The sequence below is a fragment of the Magnetospira sp. QH-2 genome (assembly GCF_000968135.1).
Classification (GTDB): Bacteria; Pseudomonadota; Alphaproteobacteria; order Rhodospirillales; family Magnetospiraceae; genus Magnetospira.
The window spans coordinates 3,967,881-3,982,813 of record NZ_FO538765.1; the positions used below are offsets into that span (position 1 = coordinate 3,967,881).

The following is a 14,933-nucleotide window of genomic DNA, read 5'->3' on the forward strand; positions in this document are numbered from 1 at the left end:
GAGGTAAGAACCCCTCCGGTCAAATATATTATCGCGGATCATGACTCGGTGGTTGACGTGAGGCGCCGTCCACGATCAGTCCCTGGGCAAGCTGTTCCGAGAGAGCCACCAAACCCTCCTGCAAGGCCTTTGAACCCAGCTGGTCGGGGAAAGTGCGACCGGCCCACTGGGCCAGTTCCTTGGCGGTGTCCTTGCCCACCGTGCCGGTCAGGGAGGCGGTGAGGGACGCCAGGACCGCCGCCCGCTTCTGATCCATCGGGTTGCCGCCGCGCCGTTCGGCCTGCTTGGCCGCATCGGCACCGACCTTGGCCGCGCCGGTGGCCGCCAGCCCTCCGGTTACAGTCCGGGCCACACTCTTGAGACCCTGCTTGCCCAAAGTTGCCGCTCCCTTGGTCAGTGCCAGATCCACACCCACCTCGCCGATCTTGCGACCCGCGTTTACCGTGGCGGTGTCATGCAGATCCATGGGAATCGGTGCCATGTTCTGGGCCGTATCGCGCAGGCTCTGGGCGGTATCCTTGCCCAACTTGCCGTCACTCATCAAGGAAGCCAGGTCACCCACCTTGGCGACGCCCTCCAGGGGGCCTTGGACCAGGGCCTCGGGAATGTAGCGTTTGGCCATGGCTTCGCGGCCTTGTTGGTGACGCGCGGCTCCGCGGGCCAGAGCCTCGGTGTGGTTTTTGGGTGGCTGTTGGGGGACCAGATGGTTATAGGCCCTTGCCGGGCCCTGCACCGTCTTGTTGTAGTAGTCGCGCAGTTCCGGGTCGAGAGCTTGCAGGGACTCTGAGCTTTTGGCGTGGAGGCTCGAAAGCATGTCCCGCGCCTGGGCGGCCCGGTCAGGATCCTTGCCCCGTGCGGCCTCGAGTAGGTCCTTCTGTGCCTGAAGCGGGACCTGTCCGTTCCGAGTCAGCATTTCGGCCATGGAATCGTAGGCCCGACGGCGCTCACGCGCCCCTTCGGGCGACCCCCGGGCTGGTGAAGGTGGCAGAATGTCCAGCAAGGAAGGTCCTGTTTCGGGTCCCTGGTCGGGATCGGTCGGCGCACTTCGATGCCCGTCGGTTGCCCCTTCACCCAAGGATGAACCGGCCTCGTCGAAGACATCCGGCCCCTCGGGAATACCAAGGTCAGTCTCTCTGCCCCCTGACAGATCATCCGCGCCCGAGCCGCCAATCAGGTCGCCTTGGACGCTGCCTTGGATGGTGTCGCCCGCGGCCCCCGTTGCCGCCGGGCGCAACCCCTTGCCGGCATTGATATGGTCATCGACCTTGCGCCGCGAGTCCGGGTCGGAATCGGCGACGGCCTTGGCCGACTGGCCGCCGGACAGGTCCACGGTGCCCGGAAAGGTGTTCTTGAACCATTGATCCACCTTGGGCCGGACGATGTCGTTTTTCGGATGGCCGTCCTTGAAGTAGCCCGGCGCGGTCATCACTTTCTGGTTCTCGGTGCAGGACCAGTCCAGGGGATCCTTGCAGGCGACAATCTCGTCGGCGACCGCCTGCGCGTCACCGGGGATTTCCGGAAGTCCGTCTTATAGTCCTCTTGCGAGCCCACCGGCTGGACGGTGGCTTGGATTTCTCCTTGGCCATTTTCTCCAGTTGTTGGGTGGCCCAGCGATTGTTCTCCGATTGGGAAGGATCACCGGTGGCGGGTTGCGGAGTCTTGGGTTTGGCCAGGGCGAGGGACTCCGCGATATCCGGGCTGACGGATGCCTGATTGGAGGACGGCGCCACGAATCGTTGCCGCCGCCCAGGCCGGCGACTGGTTGCCCAGGGGCCCGTCGTCCGGGGAGTATGCCGTGAAGGGGGGGCCGGTGCCAAGGCCGGTGACGACGGCGGGGACAGGTCCGGAGCGGTGGGGGACTTGTCTTGCGGCATGGCAGATTGTACGGTGCAACCCATGCCGTGTCTCCTTTCATAAAAAAACAGCACTAACGCGAGCGCAGTAGGTTGATCATGAAATGTTCAAACGACGACACCCCCGGCGGGCCTCGGCCTACCTGGCTGCAATGCCTTGTTATGGCAGCGACTATGGATTGAGAGCGGACGACAGGGGATGGTCGCTGAGAGAGATCCTATCCGTCTGAAATAGGTATGTCAACAGTTTTTAAAATATATTTTCCTAGCAGGTGATTCCACCGCTGGGCTTTTACCATCCGCCCACCCATGTATTATGGGCCGCGCGTTTCACCCTCCCCCAATGATCGCCTGGATCTCCGCCTCATGTTGCGTATCGATAATCCCAGGGACGTCATTCACCGCAAGGCCCTGGTGGCCGACTTGGATGCCATTGTTGCCGAGGGCTATGCAACGCCCAAGCGGCGGGATGCGCTGGCGCGACTGAAGGCCGAGTATTCGGAAGGCCAGGCGACCCTGCGCCAGCGCTTCGAGGCCGCCGAGATCGACGGCCTGGAATTGATCCGCGCCAATGCCTATCAGATGGACCAGTTGGTCCGCACCATTTTCGATTTTGCCGTCCGCCATGTGTACCCCAAAGCCAATCCGACCAAGGGCGAGCAGTTGGCGGTGGCCGCGGTGGGCGGTTACGGGCGCGGCGAACTGGCCCCCCAGTCGGATGTGGATCTGCTATTCTTGCTGCCTTACAAACAAACGCCCCACGGCGAGCAGATCGTCGAGTACATGCTCTACATGCTGTGGGACTTGGGGTTGAAGGTCGGCCATGCGACTCGCTCCATTGATGACTGTATCCGTCTGGCCAAGACCGATCTGACCATCCGCACAGCCATGCTCGACGCCCGTGACCTCTGGGGCGACAAGGGGCTGTTCAACAAATTCATGGAGCGCTTCCAGTCCGAAATCATTGACGGCACCGGCACCGATTTCGTTGAATCCAAGCTGTCCGAGCGCGATGCCCGCCACGAGCGCATGGGCGATACCCGCTTCGTGGTTGAGCCCAACGTCAAGGACGGCAAGGGAGGCCTGCGCGATCTTCAAACTCTCATGTGGCTGGTGAAGTATCTCTACGATATCGAAGATTTCGAGGCCCTGCACAAACATCAGATCCTGACAAAGGCCGACGTCAAGATGTTCGGCAAGGCGTTCCGCTATCTCTGGACCGTGCGCTGCCATTTGCATTACCTGGTCAACCGTCCGGAGGAACGTTTGACCTTCGACGTGCAGACGGCACTCGGCCAGCGCATGGGCTATCGCGCCCATGCCGGGGCCAGCGGCGTCGAGCGCTTTATGAAGCACTATTTGCTGACCACCAAGGAAGTGGGTGATCTGACCCGCATCATCTGCGCCGTATTGGAAGAAAAACAGCGCAAAAAACGCCAGATGTTCAAGCTGCCGCGCATGAACCTGTTCAAGAAGGTGCCCGAGGGCTTCAAGCTCAATGGCGCGCGCCTGTCCATCGAGCGCGACAGCCTGTTCCGCGAGGACCCGGTGAACATGCTCCGGCTGTTCCACCATGCCCAGGAGTTGGAGACCGACATCCATCCGCGGGCCTTGCGCAAGGTAACCTTGAACCTCAAGCGCATCACCCCGGAGGTCCGCAACGATCCAGAGGCCAATCGCATCTTCTTGGAGATGGTCACGTCGCTGAAGGATCCGGAAAATACTCTACGGCGTATGAACGAGTCCGGGTTGTTCGGCAAGTTCGTGCCCGATTTCGGCCGTGTTGTCGCCCAGATGCAGTACGACATGTACCATGTGTATACGGTCGACGAACATACCATCCGCGCCATCGGCATCCTGTGGCGCATTGAAACCGGGCAGCTGAGCGAGGAGCACCGCACCTCCTCGGCGGTGATCGACGAGATCCATTCCCGGCGGGCGCTCTACATGGCCGTCCTCTTGCACGATATCGCCAAGGGCCGGGGAGGCGACCATTCCGAACTGGGCGCTGAGGTGGCGCGCAAGCTCTGCCCGCGCTTCGGCCTGAGCGACGAGGAAACGGAATCCGTCGCCTGGCTGATCGAACAGCATCTGCTGCTCAGCCGCACCGCCTTCAAGCGCGATGTCAACGACCCCCATGCCATCGACGAATTGACCGCCGTCGTCCAATCGCCCGAACGCCTGCGCATGCTATTGGTGCTGACCGCCGCCGATATTCGGGCAGTGGGGCCGGGGGTATGGAATCACTGGAAAGCCGGTCTGCTCAGCGCGCTCTATTACAATACCTTGGAGGCCATGTCCGGCGGCATTCCCGCCAAGCAGCGGGCCGAGCGGGTGTTCATGGCGCAGCAGCAGGTGCGTCACCGGCTGGAAGACTGGCCTGAGGAAGAGGTGGAATCCTTCATCGCCCTGGGCTACGCCAATTACTGGTTGGGGGTGGACCTGGACACAAAGGTTCATCACGCCGCGTTGATCCGCAAGGCCAAGGCCGAGAACCTGAAGCTGCATATCGAGACCCGCATCGAGGCCCTACGCGGCGCCACGGAAATCATCGTCTATACCAACGATCATCCAGGCCTGTTCTCGCAGATTGCCGGGGCTATCGCTCTGGCCGGGGCCTCGGTCATGGCGGCCAAGATCTTTACTCTGACCGACGGCATGGCTCTGGATACCTTCCATATCACCAATGCCGACGGCAGCACGCTGGACGGCGAACGGGAACTGAAACGGGTCTATGAGCGGATCTATGTGGTCTTGGAAGGCCGCGTGCATCTGAAGCGCGAGCTGGAAGACCAACGGGCCCGCGCCATGCCCACCCGCACCAGCGTCTTCACCGTGACCCCGCGGGTGCTGATGGACAACAAGGCCAGCACCGACCATACGGTGATCGAGGTCAATGGCCGCGACCGTACCGGCCTCTTGTATGACGTGACCGCCACCTTGACCGCCCAGAATCTACAGATCGGCCGGGCCCATATTTCCACCTATGGCGAACGAGCCGTCGACGTGTTCTATGTGAAGGATCTGTTTGGCCTGAAGATCTGGGACGAAAGCCGCATGGAGCGCATCCGCCAGGAGCTGATGACAGCCATTACGCTTCCCGTGGATACGGACGACAAGGCGTGAGCGTCATGGCGGGGTCCGGTTCATGAACCTGCTGAAGGCCTTCACCACCATCAGCGGCTTTACCATGATGAGCCGAATTCTGGGGTTCGCCCGCGATATCTTGGTGGCGGCGATCCTCGGTGCCGGGATGGTGGCCGATGCCTTTTTCATTGCTTTTAAGCTGCCCAACCTATTCCGGCGGCTGTTCGCCGAAGGGGCTTTCAACGCCGCCTTCGTGCCGCTGTTTGCCGGAAAGCTGGAGGGCGAGGGCGAAGAAGCGGCGCGACGCTTCGGGCGCGAAACCTTTGCCTTGCTGCTGTGGAGCCTGTTGGTCCTCACCCTGATCATGGAAATCGCCATGCCCTGGGTCATGCGGGCAGTGGTACCCGGGTTCCTGGACGACCCGGAGAAGTTCGATCTGGCGGTGACCCTGACCCGCATCACCTTTCCCTATTTGCTGTTCATCTCCCTGGTGGCGCTGTTGGGCGGGGTGCTCAACTCATTGATGCGGTTCGCCGCCGCCGCCGCCACGCCGATCCTGCTCAATCTATGCCTGATCGCCGCCATCCTAGCCGCCACGCCTTTTCTGCCGACGCCGGGCCATGCCCTGGCCTGGGGCGTTGCCGGGGCCGGTCTGGTCCAATTTCTATGGCTGCTCTGGCATGCCGGACGGAGCGGGTTTTGGCCCCGGATCATGGGGCCCATCTGGAATGACGATACCAAGCTGCTGGTCAAGCGGGTGATCCCCGGCGCTATCGGGGCGGGCATCTATCAGGTCAATCTGGTGGTCGATATGATTATCGCCTCCTTGCTGCCCGAGGGCTCCATCTCGTACCTGTTTTTTGCTGATCGCATGACCCAGCTTCCCTTGGGGGTGATTGGCGTGGCGGTGGGCACGGCGCTGCTGCCCATGCTGGCGCGGCAACTGCGGGCCGGGGATGAGGCCGGGGCCCACAACAGCCAGAACCGGGCGTTGGAGTTCACGCTTTTATTGACCCTGCCCGCCGCCGTGGCCTTTGCGGTGCTGCCCGAGCCGGTGGTGGTCACATTGTTTCAGCGCGGCGAATTCGATCCGGTCGCGGCCCAGGCCACGGCCATGGCCTTGATGGCCTATGCCTTTGGACTGCCGGCCTATGTGCTCAACAAGACCCTGACGCCGGGCTTTTTCGCCCGAGGCGACACCGCCACGCCGATGAAAATCGCCGCCGTGGCCATGGTTGCCAATGTGGTGTTCAATCTGATCCTCATGGGCCCGTTCCTGCATGTGGGGTTGGCCATGGCGACGGTGATCTCCGCCTGGATCAATACCGCCCTGCTGGCCTTTTTCCTCGCCCGGCGTGGGCATCTGTCCCTGGATAGACGGTTTCTCGGTCGGCTGCCGCGCACGCTGGTCGCCTGTGCCGGGATGGGGGCGGCCTTGTGGTTCCTGCGCGAGCCCCTGGCCCCCTGGCTGGCCGGGGCCGAATGGGAACGCATCGGCGCCCTGGCGGCCCTGGTCGGGGCGGGACTGGTTTCCTTCGGCCTGCTGGCGATGATCACCGGCGCGGCCCGCCCAAGCGATCTCAAGAGCTTGACCCGCAAGGGATAAGAGGCCATAAACCGCCCGGTTCCAGGCTCCATGTCCGGAGCCGGTTTTAGTCGATGGCTCGAACCGATAGCGCGTTCAATCGCGACCCGCTCTGCAAGGAATCGATAGCATGAATCGCATTTTCTCGGGCGTGCAGCCCACCGGCAATCTTCACCTGGGCAACTACCTGGGCGCCATCCGCAACTGGGTGCGCTTGCAGGAAGATTTCGACTGCATTTTCTGTGTCGTCGACATGCATGCCATCACCGTGTTCCAAGACCCGGCCGCCCTGCGCACCTCCACCCGCGAAGTGGCGGCGGCGATGATCGCCTCGGGCATCGATCCCAAGGCCAACATCATCTTCAACCAGAGCCGCAATCCTTCGCATGCGGAATTGGCCTGGGTGTTCAACTGCGTGGCCCGGCTGGGCTGGCTCAACCGCATGACCCAGTTCAAGGAAAAGGCGGGCAAGAACAAGGAAAACGCCTCGGTGGGGCTCTATGCCTATCCCAATCTCATGGCCGCCGACATTCTCGCCTACAAGGCCACCCATGTGCCTGTCGGCGAGGATCAGAAGCAGCACCTGGAGCTGACCCGCGACATCGCCACCAAGTTCAACAACGATTTCCAGGTGGACTTGTTCCCGCTGCCCGAACCGCAGATTTTTGGCACCGCCACCCGGGTCATGTCGCTGCGCGATGGCACCAAGAAAATGAGCAAGTCCGATCCCTCGGCCCTGTCGCGTATTTCCATGACCGATGACGCCGACACCATCGCCAAGAAAATCCGTAAGGCCAAGACCGACCCGGAACCCCTGCCGGACAACAAGGACGGCTTCGAGGGCCGCCCCGAGGCAGCCAACCTGATGGGCATCTATGCCGCCCTGGACGACACCGACCTCGACGCCGTCATCGCCCAGTACGGCGGTCAGCAGTTCTCCACCTTCAAACAGGCCCTGGCCGACCTGGCGGTGGCCAAACTCGGCCCCATCGGCGACGAGATGCAGCGTCTGATGGACGACAGCGGCCATCTGGACGCCATCCTCGAAGACGGCGGCCAACGGGCCCGGGCGATCACCCAGCCGATCTTGAAGGAGGTTTATGAGGTGGTGGGGTTCCTTGGCTGACGATTCCGCATCCGGAATCAATCGATAATATTCCGAGGGCAGGCCCCTGGCGCCTCCACCCCAACAAGCCTACCTCCTACCCAGACCCTTTCTGTTAGGAGCCCCCCATGGCCGAGCGCCTGTCCAAGTTCGACATTCCCCGCCTTGAATTCAAAGGCGGGGCGAAGCGTATCGGGCTGGGGATCTTTCTGGCACTGCTGCTCTATTATCCCCTGGGCATGCTGATCATCCATTCGGTGGACGACGACCTGGAGCTAGCGGTCACCGAGACCGTGGACGGAGGCAGCCATGCGGTGGCCATTGCCGAGGTATTGATCGCCCGGGAGACCGACGAGAACCGCTGGACCGCCAACGATCCGTTCTTTCTGCCCGGCGCGGCCTTGGACAACATGCCTCATTTCCAGCGCGGAATCATTTATGCGCTGAGCCGGTTCGCCATCGAAATGAGTGACCATATCGGCCGCATGCGGGGCTCCAGCCAAGTGGATGCGGACCTGGACAAGGCCGCCGGATTGCTGAAATACCCCGGTGACGTCTGGTGGTTCGACCTGTCCACGTCCCTGGCGCCGACGGCGGCGTCGGAAGCCCAGTACCGCTCGGCGCGCCGGGCCCTGCATGCCTATAATGGACGGCTGGCCAGAGGCGAAGCGGTGTTCGAACGCCGGGCCGACAACCTGGAGGCAACCCTTGAACGCATCGCCGCCGACTTGGGGTCCGCCTCGGCGACCATCGACCAGCACCTGGACGCCAACAGCGGCTTCCTGCTCGATTTCAAGGTGGATGACATCTTCTATCGCAACAAAGGACGGCTCTATGCCTACTATATGTTGCTGCGCGAGCTGAAAAAGGACTACGCCCATATTATCCAGGAAAAGGAATTGACCGGCTCCTGGGGCGCATTGCTGGACTCTCTGAGCGACGCGGCGGTGTTGCAGCCCCTGGTCGTGGTCAATGGCAGCCCGGATTCCCAGGTGCTGCCCAGCCATTTGGCCAGCCAGGGGTTCTATCTGCTGCGCGCCCGCACCCAATTGCGCGAGATCGCCAATATCTTGTTGAAATAGACCCTGAGCGCGGTGAGCAAAAACCGCTTGCCCTGCGGCCCGTTTGAGTCATACTAGAACATTAAATGAACATATGGAGTGGCAAATCATGGAACAGCGGGTCAGTCTGATTACCCTGGGCGTGGCGGATCTGGGTCGCTCGCAACAGTTCTATGAACAGGGTCTTGGCTGGGTGCGCAGCCCATCGAGTCAGGAAGGCGTGACTTTTTATCAGATCGGCGGGCTGGTGCTGGGGCTCTATCCCCGTGCCGCCTTGGCCGAGGATTGCGGCCTTGAAGATGCCGGATCGACGGTTTTCACCGGCCTGACCCTGGCCTACAACGCCCGTTCCCGCGACGAGGCAGACGGGGTCATGGCTCGGGCCGTGGCCGCCGGTGGCCACGAGGTCAAATCGCTGCAAGAGGTGTTCTGGGGCGGCTATTCGGGCTACTTCGCCGATCCGGATGGACACCTGTGGGAGGTTTCTCACAACCCCTTCTGGCCCATTGCCGAAGACGGATCCATCCTGCTCCCTGATCAACCATAGCGCCATAAGGGTTGATTTGCCGGTCTTGATGGCCCATCTATCGGCCAGCATTCACGACGTATTTTGACCCGAGGATCCGCCATGTTTATCCAGACCGAAGCGACGCCCAACCCCGCCACCTTGAAATTCCTGCCCGGCCGATCGGTCCTGGGCAGCGGCAGCGCCAACTTCCCCAAGGCCGAAGATGCGGTCGGCAAATCGCCCCTGGCCGAGCGCCTGTTCCAACTGGACGGCGTCGCCGGGGTATTCCTGGGGGGTGATTTCATCACCGTGACCAAGGGCGCCGAGGGTGACTGGGAAACCCTCAAGCCGGTGGTGCTGGGCGCCATCATGGATCACTTCACCGCCGACCTGCCGATCATGAACGAAGACGTGGTGCAAGAGACCGCCGGGGACGAAGACGCCCTGGTGGGCAAGATCAAGGAGTTGCTCGATACCCGGGTGCGCCCCGCGGTGGCCGCCGATGGTGGCGACATTGTGTTCGAGTCCTTCGAAGACGGCATCGTCTATTTGCATATGCAGGGCTCCTGCGCGGGCTGCCCCAGTTCCACGGCCACCCTCAAGCATGGCATCGAGAACATGCTGAAATACTATGTGCCCGAAGTTCAAGAGGTGCGCGCGGTGAATTGATTCGGCGTCGCATCGGACCATTCCGAAGCCGATTCATTCAGGTATTCAAGGTCCCTCCGGTGGATAAATCCCCGGAGGGATTCTTGCGTTTGCGGGATAACCCCAGCCAAGTGGGGTTTTTCTGCAACAGGCAGCGATCGTTCCGCTTCCGACCCCCCTATTAGGGGTAGCCCCGTTGACGGGTTTTTAATAAAAAGCGCCTCAAAATAGCTTAGGCCGGGCTTGTGACCCGGCTCCGGAAACGGGATGTCAGGTGGCGGACTAGGCAGGTCGAAGACCTTCCACGGCGCCCCGAAAAGAGGCTGATTAGAGTCCATGGTTCATCATTTCTCTTGGTTCGAACGCGCGTCCATCGCTTTGGTGTTGTTGTGCCTGATGGGTGTTGGCGGCGCGATGATCCTGCATCCGTCCACCGGTGTGACCACCGCCCCCAAGGCGATCTTGGATTTATCGGCGCGTACCCATGCTGAAATTCTTGCCAGCGAATTCGATGGTCTGACCACCGCGGCCGGTCATCCCGATTTCTCCGACACCGAGCGGCGCCCGAGTGTGCGCCTGTTGGAAGGCACCTTTGCCCGCATGGGCTACAGCCTGGATGCCGTGAAGTCCGGTGGCATCGGCGTCCCGCGCCTGCTGCTGGCCAGCATCCCCGGCGACATGGATGAATTGGCCGAACCCAAGGACCGCAAAGCCTTGTTCCTAAGCAGCGTGTTGCCATTGGTGTTGGAAGTGAACGATTCCATCCGCGCTGATCGGGTCCGGCTGGAAAACATCCGCAATCTGGTCCAGGACCATCAACGGGTTCCGGCTTTGGAGCGCCTATGGCTGACCACGATCGCCGAGAGATATGGTCGTCCGGAAACCGATTTTAAGGGCTTGCTGAGCCGCATGGATGTGGTACCGCCGTCGTTGGCGCTGGCCCAAGCGGCCGTGGAAAGCGGCTGGGGCACGTCGCGCTTTGCCCGCGATGGCAACGCCTTGTTCGGCCAATGGACCATGGCCCGCTCCGACAAGGGGCTCGTCCCTCAGGGGCGGGACAAGGGCAAGACCCATCGCATCAAGGCCTTCGACCGGCTGATCGATAGCGTTGCCGGGTACATGCATAATCTGAATACCCACCGGGCCTATGGCGATTTCCGTCGTCAGCGGTCCACCCAACGCCGCACCGGCGGGGCCCTCAGCGGTCATGATTTGGCCGGGACCCTGGGCAAATACTCCGAGCGCGGTCAGCATTACATCGATACCCTGCGCAGAGTCATCGACGCCAATGATCTGCGCCGTTTGGACGATGCCCAGTTGCGCGGGCCCGTGGTCACCGCCTTGCTGACCCGCGGCTCTTAAAGCCTTTCGCGTTTAATATGACCCATTGTGACCGAATCATTTTGCCTTAGGGGCAGGCGTGGCGCGCAGGGCGTAGCCGGGCTGCGGTCAAGGGTCGCGACGCTCCCCATAGCGCGTGTCGGGTCCAATCGGACCCGCTAGACACGCGCGCCCTTATTGGAATCGATCACGTTTTTCATGTTTGATCGAATCCGATCAAACATGACGTGATCTAGGCAAAAGGATCGGCCCACAGGGTGGCCTCCGGTGGCCGCCCGCGGCGTCAAGCTCCCTCACCGATGCGCCGCATCGCTTTCGGGACCTTTCCTGGCGGTTCGACTCACCGGAGACCATCACAATGAGTCATATGAAACGCGAAAGGCTTTAGTTCGTCCTATTTAGCGAAAAACTGACGACCGACCCAATGCCACCGGCCTTCGCGGCCGGGCAGGGTGCAGTTCAGCCGCGTGCGACCGGCGGGCAGGGGGTCGGGGCTGCGGATCTCCACCCGCGAGTTCCCCAGAAGGCTGACCACCGGCTGAATGCCATGGGACATATAACAGCTCAATCGGTCCCCCTTGATCTTCGGATCCGTGAGGGTAAACCCGAAGGGCGGCGGATTGGTGTTGGTCAAGACCGGATCGGCGGGAGACCAATCGGTCACCGGAATGGGTCGGGCGCCACTCACCAATTTCACCCGCGCCACATCGCCATATTGTTCGTTGAGGGAGAAGCGCGGCAAATAGAACCGGTCCTCGGCCCCATGGGCGACCCCGGAATGCTGTCCGAACCCGGCCTTGAACCCCGCCGCCTTGGCGGCGCGCCATTCACGCACCCCCGCCTCGCCATAGGGATAGGCGATAAGGTTTGGACGATGGCCCAACTCTTCCTTGAAGCGGCGATTGGAATAGGCCAGTTCCTCGGCCAGTTTTTTATCCGACACCTGCGGCAAATGGGGATGGCTGGTGGTTTGGCTGCCGATGGTCACTCCGGCATCGCGCAATTCACGGATCTGATCCCAGGTCATATAGCCAGGTAGCTTGCGGTCCACGGCCTCGGTGGCGACGAACAAGGTAAAGCTGTATCCGGCATCGCGCCAGCGCGGCCAGGCAATCGTATAGGCGGAAAGAAAGGCATCATCGACGCTCAGGGCCACCGCTCTGTCTGGTAGCGGGATGTCCTTTTCGAAGGCCTCGACAATCTGGGCCAGGGGCAGGACCTGAGCACCGGTTTCGCGCAGGGTATTGATATGGGCGTCGAGTTGTTCCAGCCGAACACTGGTGCTTGGAAGATCATTTTCGGCAAAGCGATGGTACAACAGGATGGACGCGGAGTCCGCCGCCCGAGCCTGGACACCGATCCCGATCAAGACCCAAAGAATCAAAAAACGTAAAATCATCATAAGTTTTCATGGCAGGGATTCGCTCGCGCTTCAACCGCAAAGCACCCTTGTCCCGGAAGGCCGGAGACCCTACCTGCGAAGCAGTCGTTATTTCCCTGACCGAGGAAAATTCCATGACCCTTGATGCTCAAGCTCTCGACACCCTGTTTCTTGAAGCCCGCACCCACAATGGCTGGCAAGGCCGCCCTGTGGATCCCGCCTTGTTGCATCGTCTGTGGGAGCTGATGCGCATGGCACCCACCAGCGCCAATTGCAGCCCGGCGCGGATCTTGTTCCTGACCAGTCCCGAGGCCAAGGAAAAGCTGCGGCCCTTGTTGATGGAAGGCAATGTGGACAAGACCATGTCGGCGCCGGTGGTGGCCATTATCGGTCACGACATGCGATTCCATGACCAGCTGCCGAAGCTGTTCCCCCATGCGGATGCCAAATCCTGGTTCGAGGGCAATGATGAGCTGATCGCCACCACCGCCTTTCGCAACGGCACCTTGCAGGGCGCCTATTTGATGATGGCGGCGCGGTCCTTGGGGTTGGATTGCGGGCCCATGTCCGGCTTCGACAACGACAAAGTGGACGAAGCCTTCTTTGCCGGAACGACCGTCAAATCCAACTTTCTGTGCAATCTGGGTTACGGCAATCCCAAGGAGCTGTTTCCGCGCAGCCCGCGCTTCGATTTCGATGAGGCCTGTGAAATTCTCTAGCGCGTGTCGGGTCCAATCCGCCTCTTAGACACGCGCGACCTTATTGGAATCGATCACGACGTGATCTAGCCCGAATTATTCATGAGTCTCCCTGGCATCGCAACGGCCACGGGTCCTCGGCCGGGTTGACGGCCTAATTTTGGTTTTGATTTTTCAGGCGTTTGGGGGTTGATCATCGGGGACTGAGGGGCGGCTCGCTGCCGCGGTTTTCACGGGCCCTGGGAGGCGACTTTCCCGGCCATGGCGATCAGGGGTGTTTTGTATGGATATGCCGTCGGCAAGGCGACGGTTATGCGGGATTTGAGTTCCTCGATGCGTACGGCGATTTTGAGGAAAGACCGTCGCAGCGTCTCGAAGGTGGCGTTTTTCCAGATTGATTTCCGGGGCGCGGCGTTTCGCAGTTTAAGCAACAGCCAATAGGCTCCGGTATGGAGGAACAGTCGGAACTGGTTGGCCTCCCAGCGGTGACACGAGGTGCGGTCGGACTTGGTGTAGAGTTTGTGCTCCTTGATCATGTTCTCCATTTTGCCCCGCGCGCAGTAGACCTTTTCATAGAGGGTTTTGGCCCGGCCTGCCAGATTGGTGACGATGAAACGGATGTCGGAACCTTTTGCGGTGGCCTCGACCCGGGCGATAACGGTTCGTTCCCGCTTCCAGCTCTTGGCCGCGTAGGCCGTTTGAAAGAACCGGCGTATCTTTTCCTTGCCTGATGTTGCCCGGCGCACGGCCACGTCCTCGCCCCAGGGTTGGCCGATTTCCTTGAGCCGCCCATTGGAGGACAGGCCGAAGATATAACCGCAGCCTCGGCTTTCCAGCCAGTCCATGACCTCGGGCGTGCCGTAATGGCCGTCCCCGCGCACGGTGATATGAACCCGGGGCCAGTTGTTCAGGATGCGGGTAACGACATGGCGCAAGACCGTCGCGGCCTCCGCGCCCGAAGGCCGCTTGCCGGGCCGCAACAGGGACAGGATCGGCTTTCCGGTGGCGGCGTCATAGATATGGATCGGCTGGAAGCAGTAATCATCGTAATGGCTGTTGAACAAGGCCAACTGTTGGCCGCCGTGAACCGCATCGCCGGTGTCGTCGATGTCGAGCGTGATGTGTTCGGGAACGCGGGCGAAGCTTTCGCAAAACAGATCGATCATCGACAAACCCATGCGGGCCAGTTGCCGCCAGGTCGGCGCGTTCTCCAACCGCGACAGGGTCGGCTGGCTCATCAAGTCCCGGCCCGTCTCCGACAGCCGCCCGCAGGCCAGCTTGAAGGCCGGATCGACGCGCAGGGCGTCCAGATCGTCGCAATCCTCATAGCCGCAGGCAATGGCGAACATCCGCGCCCGGATCATATCGTCGAAACCATGGATCACACTCCCCGGATCGCGGGTGTCGGGAAGATGCGAGGCCAAAAGATCGGCCAAACCGAGGTCACGTTCGATCTCGCGCAGAACCAGAACGCCGCCGTCGGATGACAAACGGCCGCCGTCGAAACGGGCGTGGATTTCCTTGCCGCCGACGGGTGACAAACCGGGCAGATATGGGCTAAATTCCTTCATGGCGACCGTAGGTGAAAATGGTGTCGTGGTTTTGGCTTGGACACCATAAACTCTACGATAATTCAACCATTTAAGCTACGTTCGCCACCCTTTTC

General features: G+C 61.3%; 11 protein-coding genes. 8 read left to right on the top strand and 3 right to left on the bottom strand.

Features of this window, described 5'->3' with window-relative positions:
- Positions 1-28: 28 nt before the first annotated feature.
- Complete coding sequence (locus MGMAQ_RS18665) at positions 29-1,426, bottom strand: hypothetical protein (protein ID WP_046022741.1); 1,398 nt, start codon at positions 1,424-1,426, stop codon at positions 29-31.
- A gap of 793 nt (positions 1,427-2,219) precedes the next feature.
- On the opposite strand from MGMAQ_RS18665, the gene MGMAQ_RS18670 reads away from it, so the two are divergent.
- The 7 genes from MGMAQ_RS18670 (at position 2,220) to MGMAQ_RS18700 (ending at position 11,209) form a co-directional block, all read left to right on the top strand.
- The gene (locus tag MGMAQ_RS18670; RefSeq protein WP_046023540.1) at positions 2,220-4,979 is read left to right on the top strand and encodes a [protein-PII] uridylyltransferase; all 2,760 of its coding nucleotides are present in this window, start codon (positions 2,220-2,222) and stop codon (positions 4,977-4,979) included.
- A gap of 22 nt (positions 4,980-5,001) precedes the next feature.
- Positions 5,002-6,546, top strand: coding sequence for a murein biosynthesis integral membrane protein MurJ (murJ, locus tag MGMAQ_RS18675; RefSeq protein WP_046022742.1), 1,545 nt, complete (start codon positions 5,002-5,004; stop codon positions 6,544-6,546).
- A 109-nt stretch (positions 6,547-6,655) separates the two neighbouring features.
- Positions 6,656-7,651 carry a tryptophan--tRNA ligase gene (trpS, locus tag MGMAQ_RS18680; RefSeq protein WP_046022743.1) on the top strand — a complete coding sequence of 332 codons (996 nt, stop codon included), beginning with the start codon at positions 6,656-6,658 and terminating at the stop codon, positions 7,649-7,651.
- A 107-nt stretch (positions 7,652-7,758) separates the two neighbouring features.
- A complete protein-coding gene (locus tag MGMAQ_RS18685) occupies positions 7,759-8,712 on the top strand; it encodes a DUF2333 family protein (RefSeq protein ID WP_052716548.1) in 954 nt (317 codons plus the stop codon).
- Between the two features lie 73 nt (positions 8,713-8,785).
- Complete coding sequence (locus MGMAQ_RS18690; RefSeq protein WP_252508660.1) at positions 8,786-9,238, top strand: VOC family protein; 453 nt, start codon at positions 8,786-8,788, stop codon at positions 9,236-9,238.
- A gap of 81 nt (positions 9,239-9,319) precedes the next feature.
- Entirely contained in the window at positions 9,320-9,868 is a 549-nt protein-coding gene (locus MGMAQ_RS18695; RefSeq protein ID WP_046022745.1) for a NifU family protein, read from the top strand.
- Positions 9,869-10,183: 315 nt separating this feature from the next.
- Positions 10,184-11,209, top strand: coding sequence for a glucosaminidase domain-containing protein (locus MGMAQ_RS18700; RefSeq protein WP_052716549.1), 1,026 nt, complete (start codon positions 10,184-10,186; stop codon positions 11,207-11,209).
- A gap of 373 nt (positions 11,210-11,582) precedes the next feature.
- Here the strand turns inward: MGMAQ_RS18700 and MGMAQ_RS18705 are convergent, their stop codons facing one another.
- Entirely contained in the window at positions 11,583-12,590 is a 1,008-nt protein-coding gene (locus MGMAQ_RS18705; RefSeq protein WP_052716550.1) for a polysaccharide deacetylase family protein, read from the bottom strand.
- Between the two features lie 113 nt (positions 12,591-12,703).
- On the opposite strand from MGMAQ_RS18705, the gene MGMAQ_RS18710 reads away from it, so the two are divergent.
- The gene (locus MGMAQ_RS18710; RefSeq protein WP_046022746.1) at positions 12,704-13,288 is read left to right on the top strand and encodes a malonic semialdehyde reductase; all 585 of its coding nucleotides are present in this window, start codon (positions 12,704-12,706) and stop codon (positions 13,286-13,288) included.
- Between the two features lie 209 nt (positions 13,289-13,497).
- Here the strand turns inward: MGMAQ_RS18710 and MGMAQ_RS18715 are convergent, their stop codons facing one another.
- Positions 13,498-14,838, bottom strand: a complete 1,341-nt coding sequence (locus MGMAQ_RS18715) for an IS1380 family transposase (RefSeq protein WP_046020241.1) — start codon at positions 14,836-14,838, stop codon at positions 13,498-13,500.
- Positions 14,839-14,933 lie beyond the last annotated feature (95 nt).